General features: G+C 70.6%; 13 protein-coding genes and 1 pseudogene. 4 read left to right on the top strand and 10 right to left on the bottom strand.

Going from position 1 to position 19100, the window contains the following annotated elements:
• Position 1: 1 nt before the first annotated feature.
• Positions 2-2110 carry an excinuclease ABC subunit UvrB gene (gene uvrB, locus O7617_RS21675; RefSeq protein WP_282257748.1) on the bottom strand — a complete coding sequence of 703 codons (2109 nt, stop codon included), beginning with the start codon at positions 2108-2110 and terminating at the stop codon, positions 2-4.
• A 299-nt stretch (positions 2111-2409) separates the two neighbouring features.
• Between uvrB and O7617_RS21670 the strand changes: the two genes are divergently transcribed.
• The gene (locus tag O7617_RS21670; protein WP_282257747.1) at positions 2410-4365 is read left to right on the top strand and encodes a hypothetical protein; all 1956 of its coding nucleotides are present in this window, start codon (positions 2410-2412) and stop codon (positions 4363-4365) included.
• A gap of 10 nt (positions 4366-4375) precedes the next feature.
• Here O7617_RS21670 and coaE read toward each other — a convergent pair whose 3' ends face one another.
• The gene (gene coaE, locus O7617_RS21665) at positions 4376-5557 is read right to left on the bottom strand and encodes a dephospho-CoA kinase (RefSeq protein WP_282257746.1); all 1182 of its coding nucleotides are present in this window, start codon (positions 5555-5557) and stop codon (positions 4376-4378) included.
• Positions 5558-5809: 252 nt separating this feature from the next.
• Positions 5810-7429: a 30S ribosomal protein S1 gene (gene rpsA / locus O7617_RS21660; RefSeq protein ID WP_208744961.1), complete on the bottom strand. Its 1620-nt coding sequence runs from the start codon at positions 7427-7429 to the stop codon at positions 5810-5812.
• Between the two features lie 351 nt (positions 7430-7780).
• Here rpsA and O7617_RS21655 point away from each other — a divergent pair, with 351 nt between their 5' ends.
• The 3 genes and pseudogenes from O7617_RS21655 to O7617_RS21645 all read left to right on the top strand — a co-directional run.
• On the top strand, positions 7781-8587 hold the full coding sequence (locus O7617_RS21655) for a class I SAM-dependent methyltransferase (protein WP_282257741.1): 807 nt from the start codon (positions 7781-7783) through the stop codon (positions 8585-8587).
• Positions 8588-8654: 67 nt separating this feature from the next.
• Entirely contained in the window at positions 8655-8873 is a 219-nt protein-coding gene (locus O7617_RS21650; RefSeq protein ID WP_282257739.1) for a DUF2945 domain-containing protein, read from the top strand.
• Positions 8860-9207: pseudogene (locus O7617_RS21645) on the top strand (DUF3140 domain-containing protein); the annotation flags it as partial. The gene O7617_RS21650 and the pseudogene O7617_RS21645, both read left to right, overlap by 14 nt.
• Positions 9208-9616: 409 nt before the next feature.
• Here O7617_RS21645 and polA read toward each other — a convergent pair.
• The 7 genes from polA to O7617_RS21610 form a co-directional block, all read right to left on the bottom strand.
• Positions 9617-12316 (bottom strand): DNA polymerase I, encoded by a 2700-nt coding sequence (gene polA, locus O7617_RS21640; RefSeq protein WP_282257737.1) that lies wholly within the window; start codon positions 12314-12316, stop codon positions 9617-9619.
• Between the two features lie 185 nt (positions 12317-12501).
• Positions 12502-13215: an ABC transporter ATP-binding protein gene (locus O7617_RS21635; RefSeq protein WP_269683167.1), complete on the bottom strand. Its 714-nt coding sequence runs from the start codon at positions 13213-13215 to the stop codon at positions 12502-12504.
• Entirely contained in the window at positions 13202-14143 is a 942-nt protein-coding gene (locus O7617_RS21630; RefSeq protein WP_282257733.1) for an ABC transporter ATP-binding protein, read from the bottom strand. The genes O7617_RS21635 and O7617_RS21630 overlap by 14 nt, the downstream gene beginning before the upstream one ends.
• Positions 14136-15314, bottom strand: coding sequence for a branched-chain amino acid ABC transporter permease (locus O7617_RS21625; RefSeq protein ID WP_282257731.1), 1179 nt, complete (start codon positions 15312-15314; stop codon positions 14136-14138). Before O7617_RS21625 ends, O7617_RS21630 begins: the two co-directional genes overlap by 8 nt.
• Positions 15311-16294: a branched-chain amino acid ABC transporter permease gene (locus O7617_RS21620; RefSeq protein ID WP_282257729.1), complete on the bottom strand. Its 984-nt coding sequence runs from the start codon at positions 16292-16294 to the stop codon at positions 15311-15313. The genes O7617_RS21625 and O7617_RS21620 overlap by 4 nt, the downstream gene beginning before the upstream one ends.
• Positions 16295-16361: 67 nt before the next feature.
• On the bottom strand, positions 16362-17513 hold the full coding sequence (locus tag O7617_RS21615; RefSeq protein WP_282257727.1) for a branched-chain amino acid ABC transporter substrate-binding protein: 1152 nt from the start codon (positions 17511-17513) through the stop codon (positions 16362-16364).
• Positions 17514-17867: 354 nt separating this feature from the next.
• Positions 17868-19046, bottom strand: coding sequence for a hypothetical protein (locus tag O7617_RS21610; protein ID WP_282257725.1), 1179 nt, complete (start codon positions 19044-19046; stop codon positions 17868-17870).
• Positions 19047-19100: the final 54 nt, after the last annotated feature.

Genomic DNA, 19100 nt, shown 5'->3' with positions numbered 1-19100 from the left:
GTCACTTCACGCCGGCGGCGTCCATGCCACGTAGCTCCTTCTTCAGGTCGGAGACCTCGTCGCGAATCCGAGCCGCCAGCTCGAACTGCAGCTCGCGGGCGGCGGCCAGCATCTGGTCGTTGAGATCCTGGATCAGCTGGGCGAGGTCGGCGCGGGCCATCCCCTCGCGCGAGGTGGTGGCAGCGGCGGACCGACTCCGGCTGCGGGTCTCCTTGACCGGCGCCTTGCCCCGGGAGAGCTGACGCACCGCTCCCCCGACCCGGGAGTTCTCGGTGTCCTCCGCCTCGCGGTAGATGTCGTCCAGGATGTCGTGGATCTTCTTCCGCAGCGGCTCCGGGCTGATGCCGTTGGCCTCGTTGTGCGCGATCTGCTTGGCCCGCCGCCGGTCGGTCTCGTCGATCGCTGCCGCCATCGACGGGGTGATCTTGTCGGCGTACATGTGCACCTGGCCGGAGACGTTACGGGCCGCCCGCCCGATGGTCTGGATCAGCGACCGCCCGCTGCGCAGGAAGCCCTCCTTGTCGGCGTCGAGGATCGCCACCAGCGACACCTCGGGCAGGTCCAGACCCTCGCGGAGCAGGTTGATGCCGACCAGCACGTCGTAGTCGCCCTTGCGCAGCTCGCGAAGCAGCTCCACCCGGCGCAACGTGTCGACCTCGGAGTGCAGGTAACGCACCCGGATGCCGTTCTCCAGGAGGTAGTCGGACAGATCCTCGGCCATCTTCTTGGTCAGCGTGGTGACCAGCACCCGCTCGTCGCGGTCGGTCCGGAGCTTGATCTCGTGCATCAGGTCGTCGATCTGGCCCTTGGTCGGCTTGATCACGACCTCCGGGTCGACCAGACCGGTGGGCCGGATGACCTGCTCGACGAACTCGCCCTGGGCCTGCTCCATCTCCCAGGTGCCGGGAGTCGCGGACAGGAAGACCATCTGGCCGACGCGCTCCAGGAACTCGTCGAAGCGCAACGGCCGGTTGTCGGCCGCGCTGGGCAGCCGGAAGCCGTGGTCGATGAGCATCCGCTTGCGGGACGCGTCGCCCTCGTACATGCCGCCGATCTGCGGGATCGTCACGTGCGACTCGTCGACCACGGTGAGGAAGTCGTCGGGGAAGTAGTCGAGCAGGCAGTGCGGCGGGCTGCCGGGCAACCGCCCGTCCATGTGCATCGAGTAGTTCTCGATGCCGGAGCAGAAGCCCACCTGCCGCATCATCTCGATGTCGTAGGTGGTGCGCATCCGCAACCGCTGCGCCTCCAGCAGCTTGCCCTGCCGCTCCAACTCGGCGAGGCGTTCGGCCAGCTCCGCCTCGATGTCACGGATCGCCCGCTCCATCCGCTCCGGACCGGCCGCGTAGTGCGTCGCCGGGAAGATCACCAGCTGGTCGACCTCGCGGACGACGTCACCTGTCAACGGGTTGAGGTAGTAGAGCTTCTCCACCTCGTCGCCGAACAGCTCGACGCGGACGGCCAGCTCCTCGTACGCCGGGATGATCTCCAGCGTGTCGCCGCGGACCCGGAAGGTGCCGCGCTGGAAGGCCATGTCGTTGCGGGTGTACTGGATGTCGACCAGCCGGCGCAGCAACTGGTCACGGTCGAGCTCCTGGCCGACCTGCACCTTCACCGCCCGGTCGAGGTATTCCTCCGGGGTGCCCAGGCCGTAGATCGCCGAGACGGTCGCCACCACGATCACGTCGCGGCGGGTGAGCAGCGACATGGTGGCCGAGTGCCGCAGCCGCTCGACCTCCTCGTTGATCGAGGAGTCCTTCTCGATGTAGGTGTCGGTCTGCGGGATGTAAGCCTCGGGCTGGTAGTAGTCGTAGTACGAGACGAAGTATTCGACCGCGTTGTGCGGCAGTAGCTCGCTGAACTCCTTGGCCAGCTGCGCGGCGAGCGTCTTGTTGGGGGCGAGCACCAGGGTCGGACGCTGCAACCGCTCGACCAGCCACGCCGTGGTGGCGCTCTTGCCGGTGCCGGTCGCGCCGAGCAGCACCGTGTTACGGTCGCCGCGCCGGACCCGGCGCGCAAGCTCGTCGATGGCGGCCGGTTGGTCGCCGGCCGGCTGGAACTCACTGACGACCTGGAAGCGGCTGTCGAGCCGGGGAATGTCGAGCGCCATACCGTCAACGGTACGCCGGAGGTCCGACAGGAACGGCCGTCACGCCAGGTACGTGATCAGCTTCAATATTCCCATTGTGTGGCCCATGTCACCGGGACTACCCTCTTCGTGTAGGCCGCTCGCGGCGGCCGACCGGGCCGGTGGCCAGGCCGTCATCACGGCCGGCCGCCCCCGGCACTGCGGTCGCAGCACCCGGCTCGTCCGGCGTGCGCACCCGTGTGGTCGCGCTCGAGGCGCAGACCGGCCGCCGCGAGCGCCCCTGCTCGTCACCCCGGTGCCTCCCCGCCCGTTTCATCTCCGTGGACACCTCTGCGACCCCGACTCCCGACACCACGCCCCGTCGGAACACCGACCACGACGCCGACGCCGGGGACGCACGCCGAGCCGCCACGCGCGACACCGACGCCGGGAACGCACGCCAAGCCACCACCACGCGCGACACCGACCCCGGGGACGCGCGACGAGCCACCACGCGCAACACCGACGCCGGGGACGCACGCCGAGCCACCACGCGCAACACCGACGCCAAACGCACGCGCCGGTCCGCCACCTCCCGCAGTGCCGACCTCGCGCGGCCGCCCTTTGACGCCGAGGTCAGGCCGACCACCAGCCGAGCCGCTCCCGCCCGACAGGCCGACCGGGGCCGGGCCGCTCCCGCCCGACAGGCCGACCGGGGCCGAGCCGCTCCCGCCCGATCGGCCGACCGGGGCCGAGCCGCCGCGCGCCGGACCGCCACCGGGCGAGGCACCGGGCCGACCGGGGCCGCCCCCGGTGACGACACCACCGCTTCCGGCGTCGACCCGGCGGTCGCGTCCGGCAGGGCCTCGGCCGGTCGCCGTCGGCGTACCCTGCTGCTGCTTCTCGCGCTGACCGCGGTGACGTCGGCGGCGGCGCTGGTGCTCGGGCTGTTGAGCTGGGCGCCCGACCCGCCCGACCCGCCCGACCCGCCCGAGCCGGCCCGGCCGCTCACCGTCGCCGAGGGCGAGCGGCTGGCCGCCGTGCGGGTCACGAACCTGCGGGACCTACGCGCCGGGGTCCGTGTCACCGCCGGCGTCGACGCCGCCCGGGTCGAGTTGGTGGGTTGGGTGGACTGGTCGCGGTCACTGCTCTACCTCGACGTGGGTGGGCCGGGCGCGGGTGCCGAGCGTGGGCTGGTGCAGAGGGTGGGCCCGGTCCTGGTGGTCCGGCCCGACCCGGCGGCCGTACCCACTCCCGCCGCGCCGCCCCTGGTGCCTCCGGCGGACCGTTGGCGGTTGCACCGCCTGGCACCTGGCACGAACCTGGCACCGGTTCTCGACCTGCTCCTGCGCCTCGCCGCCGATCGCCCGGACGCGACCCAGGCGGTGCCGGGCGGCGGGGCGCGCTGGGTCGCCCGGGAGACGGTGGCCGCCGGCCCCGTGGACGTCCTCCAGGCGTCGCTGCCCGGGACACCAGCCCCCGATCCGGCACCGGGCAGCACCGCCGGTTCGGCCAACGCTGACACGGGCGCCGACGCGGACGGGCAGACCCGGTACTGGCTCGACCAGGATGCCCGCCTGCACAAACTGGTGACCAGGCTGCCGGGCGTCGGCCCGGTCACGGTGGTCCTCAACCGGGCGGACCGGCCGACCCTGCACCCGGTGGACGCACTCGGCGGCCGACCCGGGCTGCCGCGCGCGCTGACCGACGCCGAACGCCGTCGACTGGAGCGCCTGCCCGCCCGGTTGACGGCGCAGGGCGGTGCCACGGTGACGCTGACCGCACCCGTGGGCACGGACACGAACCTGCGCGGCGCCGGCTGGGTGAGCTGGACCAGGCGTACCGCGTACCTCGTGGTCGCCGACCTGGGTGTGCCGGAGCGCCGGACCCTGCTGCGGCGCGACACCACCGGTCTGGCCCGGGTGGACCTGCCCGCGGGCGCCGCCGGTGGCGGCACCGCGGAGGCTCCCGAACGGCCGCCGCTGCCGCCCCCGGCCGGGCCGTGGCGGGTCACCCGACCCGGTGGGGACGCCCTGAGCGTGCTCGTCGACGCGGCGGTGGCCGCCGGCTCGGTCGGAGCACGCGGTACGGCGGTGCGGGTACGGGAGGACGTCGCCGACCGCCGGACCGTGGACGTCATCGAGGTGGGCCCGCCCGACGGGCGGTTGCGCTACTGGATCGACCGGGACGGGTCGCTACGCCGGCTGGAACTGCACACCGACGCCGACGCGTGGGCTCAACTGGATCTCCGTCCCGCCGTGGTGCCGCGGCTGGCCGCCGCCTCTCGCCCTCGTTGATCCGTGCCGCTCAGGGCCGCCAGCCGGTCTGCTCGGCCCACTGCTCAGCCCGCAGGTACTCCTCGTCGAACCACGGATCGCTGGCCGTGCCCGAGACGCCGACCTCCGGTGCCGCGTCGGCCAGGTCCCGCTTGAACATCAGGTAGGCGGCCCGCTGGTCCGGGTCGGCACGCAGGTGGTCGCGCATCATCAGGGCGTAACGCCAGCCCGGTGAGTCGGCCACCCGGACGTGCAGGCGAACCGGGCGGGCCGGGTCCGCGCTGCCGTGCAACCTCTTCTCCCACCGGGCACTGCCGGCCGGGCGCGGGTCGTCCCACCACTGCCCCGGCACCCGGGGGAACCCGGCGTTCGCCAGCCGGTCGGCCAGGGCACCATCGGCGTCGGCGAGGCTGGAGACGGCGACCTGCACGTCGATCACGTCCTGGGCGGCGAGGCCGGGCACCGCGGTCGCGCCGATGTGGTCGATCCGCAGGGCGTCCGCGCCGAGCGCGTGTCGGATGCGGGCGGCCAGCCGCGCGTACTGCTCCGGCCACGTCGCGTCGGCGTCAGCCCGGTCGACCCGACCGGGCGGGACCACCCGCCGCTCGCGCAGATTGTCCTCGTAGGGCAGCAGCCGCCGCCCCCAGAGCGCGTCCACGGCGTCGTGCAGGGCCGCCAGGCTGCCGTCGTTGGTCAGCACCACGTCGGCTACGGCCCGCCGACGGGCGTCGTCGGCCTGGGCGGCCATCCGCCGCTCGGCCTCCGCGCGGCCCATCCCCCGGTCACGCGCCAGCCGTTCCAGTCGCGTCGGCACGGCCGTCTGCACCACGACCACCAGGTGGTACGTGGGCGCGAGCCCCACCTCGACCAGGAGCGGTACGTCGTTGACGACGATCGAGTCGGGTGCCGCGGCGGCGGTCAGCTCGGCGGTCCGGGCCCGAACCCGAGGGTGGGTGATCGACTCGAGCCTCCGGCGCGCCGCCTCGTCGGCGAACACCAGTGCGCCCAGTGCGGGCCGGTCCAACGCGCCGTCGGCGTCCAGCACCTCGTCGGAGAACGCGGCGACGATCTCGGCCAGCCCGTCCGTGCCCGGTGCCACGACCTCCCGCGCCACCTGGTCGGCGTCGATGAGCACCGCGCCCCGCTCGACCAGCCGTGCGGCCACCGCGCTCTTGCCCGACCCGATCCCGCCGGTCAACCCCACTCTCAACACCCGACCAGTCAACCGGATGCCCAACCCCACCAGCAAACCCGCCCACCCGACCAACCCGGCCCGCCCGAGGTCCGCCTGGCACAGGGCGGCGCGGCGTCGCACGGGGCGGGGCGGCGCGGCGTCGCACGGGGCGGGGCGGCGCGGCGTCGCACGGGGCGGCGCGGCCCACGACAGGGCAGCCCGCTCACGGCGAAGGCCCCGCCCCCGGCGATCCGAAGATCGCGGGGACGGGGCCCGTCGTCGTTCAGCGGGTCACTTACCGCCGGCGAGCTTCTCCCGCAGTGCGGCGAGCGCCTCGTCGGTGGCCAGCGTGCCGGCCGGCTCCTCGGCCTGCCGGCTCGGGGCCGGGCTGGACGAGGAGGTGGTACCACCGCCGCCACCGGCAGCGGCCGGGACGGCCGGGGCCGGGTTGGCAGCGGCCTCGGCGTCGGCGGCCCGAGAGGTCTGCACCTGCTTGGTGTGGGCCTCCCAGCGCTGACGAGCCTCGGCGTACTGGTTCTCCCAGGTCTCGCGCTGCTTGTCGTAGCCCTCGAGCCACTCGCCCGTCTCCGGGTCGAAGCCCTCCGGGTAGATGTAGTTGCCCTCGGTGTCGTACGTCGCGGCCATGCCGTAGAGGGTCGGGTCGAAGTGCTCCTCGCCCTCGACGAAGCCCTCGTTGGCCTGCTTGAGCGACAGCGAGATCCGGCGACGCTCCAGGTCGATGTCGATGACCTTGACCATGACCTCGGAGCCGACCTGGACGACCTGCTCCGGGATCTCCACGTGGCGCTCGGCCAGCTCGGAGATGTGGACCAGGCCCTCGATGCCGTCGTCGACGCGGACGAACGCACCGAACGGAACCAGCTTGGTGACCTTACCCGGCACGATCTGCTGGATCGCGTGGGTGCGGGCGAACTGCCGCCACGGGTCCTCCTGGGTCGCCTTCAGCGACAGCGAGACCCGCTCGCGGTCCAGGTCGACGTCCAGGACCTCGACCTCGACCTCCTGGCCCACCTCGACGACCTCGGACGGGTGGTCGATGTGCTTCCAGGACAGCTCGGAGACGTGCACCAGACCGTCGACGCCACCGAGGTCCACGAACGCGCCGAAGTTGACGATCGAGGACACGACGCCCTTGCGGACCTGGCCCTTCTGCAGCTTGTTGAGGAACTCGGTGCGCACCTCGGACTGCGTCTGCTCGAGCCAGGCCCGGCGGGACAGGACCACGTTGTTGCGGTTCTTGTCCAGCTCGATGATCTTGGCTTCGAGCTCCCGCCCGACGTACGGCTGCAGGTCGCGCACACGACGCATCTCGACCAGCGACGCGGGCAGGAAGCCGCGCAGCCCGATGTCGAGGATGAGGCCGCCCTTGACCACCTCGATGACCGAACCGCGGACGACGCCGTCCTCGTCCTTGATCTTCTCGATCGTGCCCCAGGCCCGCTCGTACTGCGCCCGCTTCTTGGAGAGGATCAGACGCCCCTCCTTGTCCTCCTTCTGGAGGACCAGGGCCTCGATGTGGTCACCAACCGTCACAACCTCGGCGGGGTCCACGTCGTGCTTGATCGACAACTCCCGAGAGGGGATGACGCCCTCGGTCTTGTAGCCGATGTCGAGCAGGACCTCGTCCCGATCGACCTTGACGACGGTGCCTTCGACAATGTCGCCGTCGTTGAAGTACTTGATGGTCTCGTCGATCGCGGCGAGGAAAGCCTCCTCGGAACCGAGATCGTCGTGGGTGACCCGGGTGGCGCTCGAGGGGGCCTCGATGCTGCTCGTCATGTGGGCGGTTGCTCCGGTCGGTGGGTTGTCACAGCAGGCTGGTGTCGCGGTGACCTGTTCGCGCCAGCGGATCCGTCGCCGGGCACACCGAACGATCGCTAGTGAGATCATGATGTGGCTCCGTCGACCGCGCACCTGCTCCCTGCCGAGGCAACGCGATCCGCGAGCGCATCGTCTAGCCTACCGTGCGCATTACCACAGCGTGCAAGCCCTCCCGGCTTCTCTACGTGCGGTGACCTGCGAAAGGCGAACAATCACCCGGAAACGACCCCTGCTGTCTCGTGCGTCACAGCAGCCACACCGACCCCCGCCGGACGAGTGTCGGGCGCCGGTCATCGCTTGATCGACTCGGGCTCACCGGGAGCCCGGCGGGTCCCCGCGACCGGGCCTCGACGAGGTGCCGCTCGAATCTCGGCCGCGCCGCCGCACCCGACGCGGCGGGGAGGGCCTAGCGTGGGCGCCGTGGATGACGACAGCCGGGTCACCCGGCGCCGGGTGGGTGACGCGGAGACCCGTCGGGCCAACCGTGGCTGGTGGGACACCGACGCCGACGACTACCAGGCCGAGCACGGCGCGTTCCTCGGCGACGTCGACTTCGTCTGGTGCCCGGAGGGGCTCCGCGAGGCCGACGCCCGCCTGCTCGGCGAGCTGCCCGGACGGCGCGTGCTGGAGGTCGGCTGCGGCGCGGCGGCCGCTGCCCGCTGGCTCGCCACCCAGGGCGCCCGGCCGATCGCCTTCGACCTGTCCGCCGGCATGTTGCGGCACGCCGCCAAGGCCGCCGACGACACCGGGGTACGCGTACCGCTGGTGCAGGCCGACGCCCTCGCCCTGCCGTTCGCCGACCGGTCGTTCGACCTCGCCTGCACCGCGTTCGGCGCGATCCCGTTCGTGGACGACTCGGCGACCCTGCACGCCGAGGTGCACCGGGTCCTGCGCCCCGGCGGACGATGGGTGTTCTCGGTGACCCACCCGATGCGGTGGATCTTCCTGGACGATCCGGGCGAGCGCGGGTTGACCGCCGTGCACTCGTACTTCGACCGTTCCCCGTACGTGGAGCAGGACGAATCCGGCGTGGCGACCTACGTCGAGCAGCACCGTACGCTCGGCGACCGGGTCCGGGAGCTGGTCGGGGCCGGCTTCCGGCTGGTGGACCTGGTGGAGCCCGAGTGGCCGGAGGGGCACGAGGGCATCTGGGGGCAGTGGAGCCCACTGCGCGGGAGACTCTTTCCCGGTACGGCCATCTTCGTCACCGAGAAGCCCGCCGCCTGAGCGCGTCGCGCCTATGGTCCGACCTGCCGTAGCCGTTTCGCCGCACCGGCGTCGGGTAGCCGAGGGCATGGCCGAACAGAGATTCCACAAGGGCGACCATGTCTCCTGGTCGGCCCACGGAAGCCGCGCGTACGGCGTGGTGCGGGAGACCATCACCGAGCGGACCCGGATCCGGGGGCGAGCCGTGAACGCGTCGCCCGACGACCCGCAGTACCGGGTCCGCAGTGACGGAACGGGCCGCGACGTGGCCCACCGCCCCGAGGCGCTGCGCCATGAGCAGGGCTGACGACCAGGGCCGGGACACCTACCGGGAGTTCACCGAGGCGGTGAACATGAAGCCCGGCGAGCTGTCGTCCTGGCTGGAGACCGACGAGTCGAAGCAGGTCGGCTGGCACAAGGGCGGTCGTTCCGGTGGCGGCGAGTCCGTCGGGCACGAGTCCGGCCGGAAGATCATCAACCTGTTGCGCCGTAAACGCAGCGATCTGTCCGAGGGCGACTACAAGCACATGCGCAAGGTGGTCGGCTACGTACGCCGGCACATGGCGCAGCGCCCCTCCGGCAACATCCGCGACACCAAGTGGCGCTGGTCCCTGATGAACTGGGGCCACGACCCGATGAAGTAGCGCACCGGGCCGATACGTCGCGGGCCCCTGCAGCAAGATCCGCACAACTTCGCTGAAGGTGCTGCCTCAGAACGCCACGACCCAGCACTTTCCCCGAAGTTGCGCAGATCATGAGGCGGGGGACGGGTTCATGACACCTACGGCCGCGACAAGGACGACCAGGTCAGGGTTCCGGGGCAGCCCGACCCGCGCAGGGATCAAGCCTGACCGCCCGGAGCGGGGCGGCGCGCAGGGATCAAGCCTGACCGCCCGGAGCGGGGCGGCGCGCAGGGATCAAGCCTGACCGCCCGGAGCGGGGCGGCGCGCAGGGATCAAGCCTGACCGCCCGGAGCGGGGCGGGCTGCCCAGCAACCCGCCCACCGCAACGGGCCAGGCTGCCCCGCAACCCGCCCACCGCGATCAAGACCTAGTGATCGGCGCTGTTCCAGTCCCGGCCTTCGCCGACCGAGACCTCCAGCGGCACCGACAGCGGGTACGCGCCGCCCATCTCGTGGCGGACCAGTGCCTCCAACGCCTCCCGCTCACCGGGGGCGACCTCGAAGACCAACTCGTCGTGCACCTGCAGCAGCATGCGCGAGCGCAGCCCGGCTTCGCCGAGGGCGGTGTCGACGTGCAGCATCGCGACCTTGATGATGTCGGCCGCGGAGCCCTGGATGGGGGCGTTGAGCGCCATCCGCTCGGCGATGTCGCGGCGCTGCCGGTTGTCGCTGACCAGGTCGGGCAGGTAGCGGCGACGACCCAGGATGGTCGAGGTGTAGCCGTCCTGGCGGGCTCGGGCGACGACCTGCTGGAGGTAGTCACGCACCCCGCCGAAGCCGGCGAAGTAGTTCTCCATCAGCCCGCGCGCCTCTTCGGTGCTGATGCTGAGCTGCTGGGACAGGCCGAACGCGCTGAGCCCGTACGCCAGGCCGTAGTTCATGGCCTTGATCTTGCGGCGCTGGTCGGCGGTGACCTCGTCGAGTGGCACCCCGAAGACCGACGAGGCGGTGGCGGCGTGGAAGTCGGCACCGGAGTTGAAGGCGTCGATGAGTGCGTCGTCCGACGACAGGTGCGCCATGATGCGCATCTCGATCTGGCTGTAGTCGGCGGTGAGCAGGCACTCGTAGCCCTCCCCCACCACGAAGGCCCGGCGGATGCGCCGCCCCTCCTCGGTGCGGATCGGGATGTTCTGCAGGTTGGGTTCGGTGGAGGAGAGCCGACCGGTGGCGGCCACCGTCTGGTTGAAGGTGGTGTGGATCCGGCCGTCGTCGGAGACCGACTTGAGCAGACCGTCCACCGTCGACTTGAGCTTGGCCACGTCGCGGTGGCGCAGCAGATGCGCCAGCACCGGGTGCGGCTGCTGGGCGTAGAGCCACTGCAGGGCGTCGGCGTCGGTGGTGTAGCCCGTCTTGATCTTCTTGGTCTTCGGCAGGCCCAGCTCGGTGAAGAGGATCTCCTGCAACTGCTTGGGTGAGCCGAGGTTGAACTCGCGACCCACCGCCTCGTACGCGCCCTGCGCGGCGGCCTTCACCTCGGCGGCGAAGTGCGCCTCCAACTCGGACAGGTAGTGGGTGTCGGCGGCGATGCCGGTGCTCTCCATGGCGGCCAGCACGCGCATCAACGGCAGCTCCACCCCGGCCATCAGCCGGGCGGACTGCTCGCCGTCGCGGGACAACTCGGCGTCGATCGCGTCGGCCAGGTCGAGAGTGGCCCGGGCCTGGAGCATCAGGTTCTGCTCGGCGATGCCCTCGTCGCCCAGCCCGTCAAGGGTGAGCTGACCGGACTCCGGCACATCGACCCGCAGCTCGCGGTGCAGGTAGCGCAGCGCCAGGTCGGTGAGGTCGTAGGAGCGCTGGTCGGGGCGAGCCAGGTAGGCGGCGATCTGGGTGTCGCGGACGATGCCGGCGAGTTGCCAGCCGTGCGCGGCGCAGGCCAGCACCGCCGGTTTGCTGTCGTGCAGCACCTTGGGGCGCTGCGCGTCGGCCAACCATGCGGCCAGGGCGCCCTCGTCGGTCGGGTCGAGCCGCGCCGGGTCGACCCAGGCCGCCGCGCCACCGGCGGTGGCCAGCGCCAGGCCGGTGATGGAGGCGGTGTGTCGGCGGTTGACGCCGGTGTCGAGCTTGACCGCCAGCCCGACCGGGGTGCCGGTCGGGGCGTGCGTGCCCAGCCAGCCGGCCAGCGCGCCCGCCTCCGTGAGCACCTCGCCGGCCAGGTCGAACCCGGACTCGGCCTCCGGCTCGACCGCCTCCAGGTATTGGTAGAGGCGGTCACGCAGGATGCGGAACTCGAGGGTGTCGAAGACCTGGTGCACGGCCTCGCGGTCCCACCCGGTCCAACGGGTGTCCTCCGGGCGCAGCGGCAACTCCAGGTCGGAGACCAGCCGGTTGATCTCGTAGTTGCGGATCACGTCGGCGAGGCGCTCGCGCAGGCTGTCGCCGGCCTTGCCCTTGATCTCGTCGGCGCGGGCGATCACGCCCTCCACCCCGCCGTAGGTGGTGATCCACTTGGCTGCGGTCTTCGGGCCGACGCCGGGGATGCCGGGCAGGTTGTCACTGGACTCCCCGACGAGAGCGGCCAGGTCCCGGTACTGCTGCGGGCCGACGCCGTACTTCGCCTCGATCGCCGCCGGATCCATCCGGGCCAGGTCGGAGACGCCCTTGCGCGGGTAGAGGACGGTGATCTGGTCGTCGACCAACTGGAAGGCATCCCGGTCACCGCTGCTGATCAGCACCGACATGCCCTGGTCGCGGGCCTGGCAGGCGAGGGTGGCGATGACGTCGTCGGCCTCGAAGCCCTCCTTCTCCACCACCGGGATCTGGAGCGCGGCCAGGACCTCCTTGACCAGGCTGACCTGGCCCTTGAAGTCGTTCGGGGTCTCGCTGCGGCCGGCCTTGTACTCCGCGTACTGCTCGGTGCGGAAGGAACGGCGGGAGACGTCGAAGGCCACCACGATGTGGGTGGGCTGCTCGTCGCGCAGGACGTTGATCAGCATCGACGTGAAGCCGTACACCGCGTTCGTCGGCTGACCCGTCGTGGTGGAGAAGTTCTCCACGGGAAGGGCGAAGAAGGCCCGGTATGCCATGGAATGTCCGTCGACGAGAAGCAGGCGCGGCGTCGTAGCTGTCACGGCAGCGACTCTAGCCCGTCGCACCGACATCCCTGGTCGGCGGCACCGGGTGACACGACGCGGAAACGACGCGCGACCGGCGGCCGACCACCGGCCACCCCACCAGCGACGCCACGACGACGGGCGCCCCGAACGCCGACGGCCGGCCACCCCACCAGGGGGTGACCGGCCGCCGCTCGGATGGCTCAGGCCACGCCGAGGTACGCCTCCTTGACCGACGGATCGTGCAGCAGGTCCTGACCGGACCCCTCCTTCACGATCCGACCGGTCTCCAGCACGTAGCCGCGGTGTGCCCGCGACAGCGCCTGCTGGGCGTTCTGCTCCACCAGCAGGATGGTGGTGCCCTGCTGATTGATCTCCGTGATGATGTCGAAGATCTGCCGAATGACCAGCGGAGCCAGACCCATCGACGGCTCGTCGAGCAGCAGCAGCTTCGGACGGCTCATCAGCGCCCGACCGACGGCGAGCATCTGCTGCTCGCCGCCGGAGAGCGTGCCACCGGCCTGCTTGCGCCGCTCGGCCAGCCGCGGGAAGAGGCCCAGCACCCGGTCCAGGTCGGCGGCGATGCCGGCGGAGTCCCGCCGGGTGTACGCCCCCATGTCCAGGTTCTCCATCACCGTCATGCCCGGGAAGATCTGCCGGCCCTCCGGCGACTGACACAGCCCCCGGACCACCCGCAGGTCGGCCCGGAGCTTGCTGATGTCCTCACCGTTGAAGGTGATCTTCCCCTCGGACAGCGACCGGGTCCCGGAGATGGCCCGCATCGTGGTGGTCTTGCCGGCGCCGTTCGCGCCGATCAGGGCCACCACCTCACCCTCGTTGACGGTGAGGCTGATCCCGTGCAGCGCCTCGATCCGACCGTAGGCGACGGCGACGTTCTCCAACTCAAGCAGCGTCATCGGCGGACTCCCCCAGGTACGCGGCGATCACCTTCGGATCGCGGCTGACCTCCGCGGGCGCACCCTCGGCGATCTTGCGGCCGAACTCCAGCACCACGATCCGATCCGTGACACCCATGACCAGCCGCATGTCGTGCTCGATGAGCAGCACGGTCAGGCCCATGTCCCGGATCTTGCGAATCAGGGTGAGGAGTTCCTCCTTCTCCGCCGGGTTGAAGCCGGCGGCCGGCTCGTCCAGGCAGATCAGCTTCGGCTCGGTGGCCAGCGCGCGGGCGATCTCCAAGCGGCGCTGGTAGCCGTACGGCAGGTTGCGCGCCTCGTCGTTGGCCCGGTCGGCGATGCCGACGAAACGCAGCAACTCCAGCGCCTTGGCCTCGGCCGCCCGCTCCTCCAGGATGTGTCGGGACAACCCGAACGTCTTGGCGAACGACCGGCGCGTCTCCTGCCACGTCCGCTGGATGCCCGCCTCGGCGGTCACCTGCGGCAACTCGTGCGGCTTCGCCTTCTTCCGCGGCAACCGGAAGAGCGCCCCGGGCACGCTGGTCTTGTGCCGGGAGTCCGTACCGACCATGACGTTCTCCAGAGCCGTCATCTCCGGGAAGAGACGGATGTTCTGGAACGTCCGGGAGATGCCCAACTGGCTGATCTGGTGCGGCTTGCGGCCGGTCACCTTCTGGCCGCGGAACAGGACCGCCCCCGAGGTCGGCTTGTAGACCCCGGTCATCACGTTGAAGCTGGTGGTCTTGCCCGCGCCGTTCGGCCCGATGAGGCCGAGGATCTCGCCCTCGTAGATCTGGAAATTGATCTTGTCGAGGGCGACCACGCCACCGAAGCGCAGCGTGACGTCGTCGACTTCGAGCAACACCGACCGAGGTCCGGGCTGCGCCGGGATCTTCGGCGCGGACGTGCTGGTGGTCTGGTCAGACATGAGCGGGCGCCTCCTCTGCCTCCGACGCGCGGTCCTTCAACTCGCGGGCTCGCCGCCGGCTCGGGATCAGACCCTGCGGACGCAGAATCATCACCAGCACCATGGCCAGGCCGAAGACCAACCACCGGTAGTCGGCGAAGTCGCGGAACCGTTCCGGCAGGTACGCCAGCAGCACCGCGCCGAGCGAGACACCGAGCATGTTGCCGGAGCCACCGACCACGACCATCGCGACGAAGAGGATCGAGAGGTTCGCGTTGAACTGGGTCGGGTCGATGAACGCGTTCCGGCTGCCGAACAGGAAGCCGGACAGGCCACCGAGCGCCGCGCCCATGGCGAACGCCCACAGCTTGAACTTGAACGGGTACACGCCCATCACCGCGGCGGCGTCCTCGTCCTCGCGAACCGCCAGCCAGGCGCGGCCCACCCGGCTGTGCTCCAACCGACGGACCAGGATCACCATCAGCAGGACGAAGGTGATCGCCAACCAGTACCACGGCTTCGCATCGATCAGACCGAAGACCTTGTTGTCCGCCGAGGGCGGACCCTCCGGGCCGGGAATGGCCGAGATACCCACCGGACCGTTGGTGACACCGGTGGCGTTGCGGGCCACGATCCGGATGATCTCACCGAAGCCGAGCGTCACGATCGCGAGGTAGTCACCGCGCAGCCGAAGCGTCGGCCAACCCAGCAGCACCCCGGAGATCATCGTCAGCACGATCGCGATCAGGAGACAGATGCCCCAGGTCACGGCCCACGTCGGCGGCAGGTCGAACTCCTGCTGGATCCACTTGACCACCGGCGAGTTCACCGAACCGAACAGCGCCACGCTGTACGCGCCGATGGCGAAGAAGCCGATGTAGCCGAGGTCGAGCAGACCGGCGAGGCCGACCACCACGTTCAGACCGATCGCGACCAGCACGTAGATGGCGCAGACGAAGAGCACGCCCGCCCAGTTGTTGCCGCCCTCGATCGAGTCGGTACGCAGATCGTTCAGGCCCGGGATCATCAGACCGCCGGGCAACTTGCCCAGGTACGGCAGGGAGTAGATGAAGACGAGCAGCGCCACCACACCGATGGCCTTCTGCCACTTCGGCAGCGCCCGCCAGCGCTCGCCGACCGAGTTCAGGAAACCGACCCGGCGGCGGTCCGCGGTGCGAATCTTGTCGATCATGCGCGGGCCCTCCCGAGCGACTCACCCAACAGGCCGGTGGGCCGGAACATCAGCACCACGATCAGCACCACGAAGGCGATGACGTCCTCCCAGTTGGACGCGAAGAGCGTCGCGCCGTAGACCTCGACGACGCCCAGGAAGAGGCCACCCAACAGCGCGCCGCGCAGGTTGCCGATGCCGCCGAGCACCGCGGCGGTGAACGCCTTCAGGCCGAGCACGAAGCCGATGCTGTTCTGGGTGAAGCCGAACCGCATGCTCCACAACAGAGCCGCGGCGCCGGCCATGATGCCACCGAGCACGAAGATCAGCATGATCACGCGCTCCTGGTTGACGCCCATCAGCGCGGCGGTCTCCGGGTTCTGGGCCACCGCCCGCACACCCCGGCCGTACCGGGTGCGGTTGATGAACCAGTCCAGCAACGCCATCATCGCCACGGCCGCGACGAAGACGATCAGCTGGATGTTCGTGATCGCGGTGTTGCCGATGGTGAACAGGGTCTCCTGCTGGATGATCGTCGGCATACCGACGATCTGGCGGGGCCGACCGAACACGTCCGGCAACACGCCACCGAGCAGCTCCGGCAGCACCTGCCCGAAGAGCTCCACGAAGACCAGTGACAGACCGATCGCGGTGATCAGGAAGATCAGCGGAGGGGCGTTCTTGCGTCGCAGTGGTCGATACGCGACCCGCTCGAGCGCCAGGGCCGTGCCGCCGGAGGCGACCGCCGCGACGACCAGACCGAGCACCAGGAACAGGATCGCCTGGCCGATGGGTGGGTTATTTTGCACGCCGATCTGGTTCCAGAGGATCAGCACCGCGAAGGTACCGACCATGAACACCTCGGAGTGCGCGAAGTTGATCAGGCGAAGGACGCCGTAGACGAGGGTGTAGCCAAGGGCGATCAGGGCATAGATGGCGCCCTTGGACAGGCCGTCGACCGTGTGCTGGCCGAGATGGCCGATCAGTTCATCGAAATGCACCGGGGGTCTCCTTGAATCGAGTGCGGCCGGGGTGAGACACCCCGGCCGCACTCCATTTCGTGGGGCGTCAGCTGAGCTTGAGCTCCTGCAGCGGCTCGATGGCCTCGCCCTTGATCTGGTAGGCCCAGATGACGACCTTCGTCGGGTCGACGTCGCCCTTGGCGTCGAACTTGATGTACTTCGACACGCCCTGCTTGTCGTACGACTTCACGAACGCCAGGATGTCCGCCCGGGTCTTCTTGCCGGCCTTGAAGGCGTCCAGGTAGATCGTCGCGCCGTCGAAGCCCTCGGCGCCGTAGGAGCCCGGCGGGATGCCGAACTTCTTCTGGTAGTCGGCGGAGAAGGTGCCGCCGGCCTTGTCGGCCGGGAGGCACGGGCAGGTGATGATCGCGCCCTCGGCGCCACCGGAGGCGCCCTTCGGGAACGCGGTGTCGTAGAGACCGTCCGGGCCGACGAACTTGGCGTTGACGCCGGCGGCACGCATCTGCTTCACCAGCGGAGCGGCCTCACGGGTGTAACCGCCGTAGAAGACGAAGTCCGCCTGCGCGGCCTTGATCTTGGAGACGGTGGCGTCGAACTGCGTCTGCCGCTCCTGGATCTTGTCCTTGTTCACGACCAGCGGGCCGAGCTGCTTGCCCAGCTCGTCGGTGATGCCGGCGCCGTAGGCGCTGGCGTCGTCGACCATGAAGACCTTCTGCGCGTTCTGGGACTTCAGGTAGCTCGCCACCGCACCGGCCTGCGTGCCGTCGTTGCCGACCACGCGGTAGAAGGACGTGTTGCCCTTCTGGGTCAGGTCCGTCCGGGTCGCCGAGGGGCTGACCATCGCCAGGCCGGCGGCCTGGTAGATCGGCATCGTCGCGTCCGACTCACCGGAGAAGTGACCACCGATGACACCGAGGAACGAGTTGTCGCCCGCGATCTGGTTCGCGAACGGGGTCGCCACCGCGGGGTCACCCTGGGTGTCGAACGGCTGCATGGTGACCTTGCAGTCCGGGTTCGCCGCGTTGAACTGCTCCACGGCGAGGTTCGCGCCGTTCAGCGACGGGATCACCAGACCCGCGTTGTCACCCGTGAACGCGCCGAAGATCGCGATCTTGCCACCGCAGTCACCCGACGCGGTCCCACCCTCGCCGCCACCGGAATCCTGGCAACCAGCCGCGACCACCAGGGTCGCGGCGAGCGCAACGGTGCCCAGCGCCCGTACATAGCTTCGCCTCACGGCTTCCTGACCTCCTCCAGATGCGACCCGGCTGACCCGAAGCGACGGCGACAGCAGCAGACCGCAATTCCACCCACCCCGCAGGGACGCCCCCTGCGTTACGGCTCGTGATGGCGGAGCGTACCGACACCGCATACCGTCCCGGAAGGCCTGAACGCGGGGTCTGCGAAACCGTTACGAAGACGTGGGCAATCTTGTCGATGTCCGTCACAGGTGAATCGGCCAGACGGTCCTTAAGCCCACGCCCCGGTCGAATACCACCCACGCTCACACGGGCCGCTTCAAGCCGATGAACAGCGCCCTGAGCAGCGGGAACAGCGTGATCGGGGCGGGCCGGCACAGCAGAGTCGACTTTCAGACCCCGGACCCGTTCGCCCACCACAGCCCGGCCCGGGTGCCGTCGTCCGCAGCCAACCACCACCGGTCACCAACCGCCACCAGCGTCACGTCCCGGTCGACGCCCGCCGGCACGTCGAGTGGCAGCGCGGCCTCCCGCCACGACCCACCACGATCCGCCGACACCCACACCGAATGCCGCGCCCCGTCGACCACCGCGGCGAACAGCCGATCGCCCGACGACACCAGCGACGCCACCGCCGGCACCCCCGCGCCGGCCCGCCGCCCGAACGTCCCGGCCGCCACCCAGCCCGCCGCCTCCTGCCGCCACGCGCCGAACGTCCCGCCACGCAGGCCGACCGCCACCGGCACCCCGCCGACCAGCGTCACCCGCTGCAACTCCTCGTACTCCGAACCGCCCGGCAGCACCGTGCGCCGCCACGACCGCCCATCCGGCGACGACCAGAACGCCGGGTCCCGGTCGATCCGACCGGCCGGCAGGAGACCACCCACCGCCAGCCAACCCGCCGACGTCGCCACCGAGTCGAACGCCCAGGTCACGCCCACCGGATCACTGGCCAACTCCGGCGCACCCTCGACCAGCGTGAACTCCGCCGCGTCCGGCGAACCCACCCAGGAGGCCGCCCCCGCCGAACGGTTGCCGACGATCAACCAACCCTGGGGACCAGCCGTCAGGCGCGACACGTTCACCGCCGTCGGCCCGCCGTACGTCTCGAACGACGCCTGCACCTCGACCAGCGCGCCGTCGGCCACCTGTCGCCACGTGCTCACCCGCGGATAGCCGTGCGCCCCACCGACCTTCGCGCCGATCAGCGCCGCCTTCCCATCCCGGCAGGCCACCGACAGGAACACGTTCTGCCGACCGTAGAACGATTCCGGACGCACCGGCAGCACCGTCCAGGTCGTACCGTCCACACTGGTCCAGGCCGCCGGACGCGTGCCGCCCTCGGCGTCGACGACGCCACCGACCACGAACCACCGGCCCGCGCATGCGGCCGCGTCGCGTACCACCGGACGCCCCGCACCGCCCGGCGGCGCCGGCAGCGTCAGCGGTTGCCAGGCCGGTCGCGACGCCGACGCGGGAGGCGTCGTCGGCGGGCCGCCGCCCGACCCGTCGCACCCGGCGAGCGCCAGCGTGAAGAGGCCGAACACCGCGATCACCCGTCGGACGGACACGCGTCGATGCTAACCACCGGAAGTCACGCCCGGCGGCCCCGCGCGGGCCGGATC

The organism is Micromonospora sp. WMMD1155 (assembly GCF_029581275.1).
Lineage (GTDB): Bacteria > Actinomycetota > Actinomycetes > Mycobacteriales > Micromonosporaceae > Micromonospora.
This window is presented reverse-complemented; position numbering and strand designations above follow the sequence as displayed.

What these genes read in the sequence shown, in the direction of transcription:
- uvrB (WP_282257748.1), bottom strand. Translation starts at nt 2,110, where the DNA reads ATGGCGCTCGACATTCCCCGGCTCGACAGCCGCTTCCAGGTCGTCAGT.
- rpsA (WP_208744961.1), bottom strand. Translation starts at nt 7,429, where the DNA reads ATGATCTCACTAGCGATCGTTCGGTGTGCCCGGCGACGGATCCGCTGG.
- O7617_RS21650 (WP_282257739.1), top strand. Translation starts at nt 8,655, where the DNA reads ATGGCCGAACAGAGATTCCACAAGGGCGACCATGTCTCCTGGTCGGCC.
- O7617_RS21635 (WP_269683167.1), bottom strand. Translation starts at nt 13,215, where the DNA reads ATGACGCTGCTTGAGTTGGAGAACGTCGCCGTCGCCTACGGTCGGATC.
- O7617_RS21630 (WP_282257733.1), bottom strand. Translation starts at nt 14,143, where the DNA reads ATGTCTGACCAGACCACCAGCACGTCCGCGCCGAAGATCCCGGCGCAG.
- O7617_RS21625 (WP_282257731.1), bottom strand. Translation starts at nt 15,314, where the DNA reads ATGATCGACAAGATTCGCACCGCGGACCGCCGCCGGGTCGGTTTCCTG.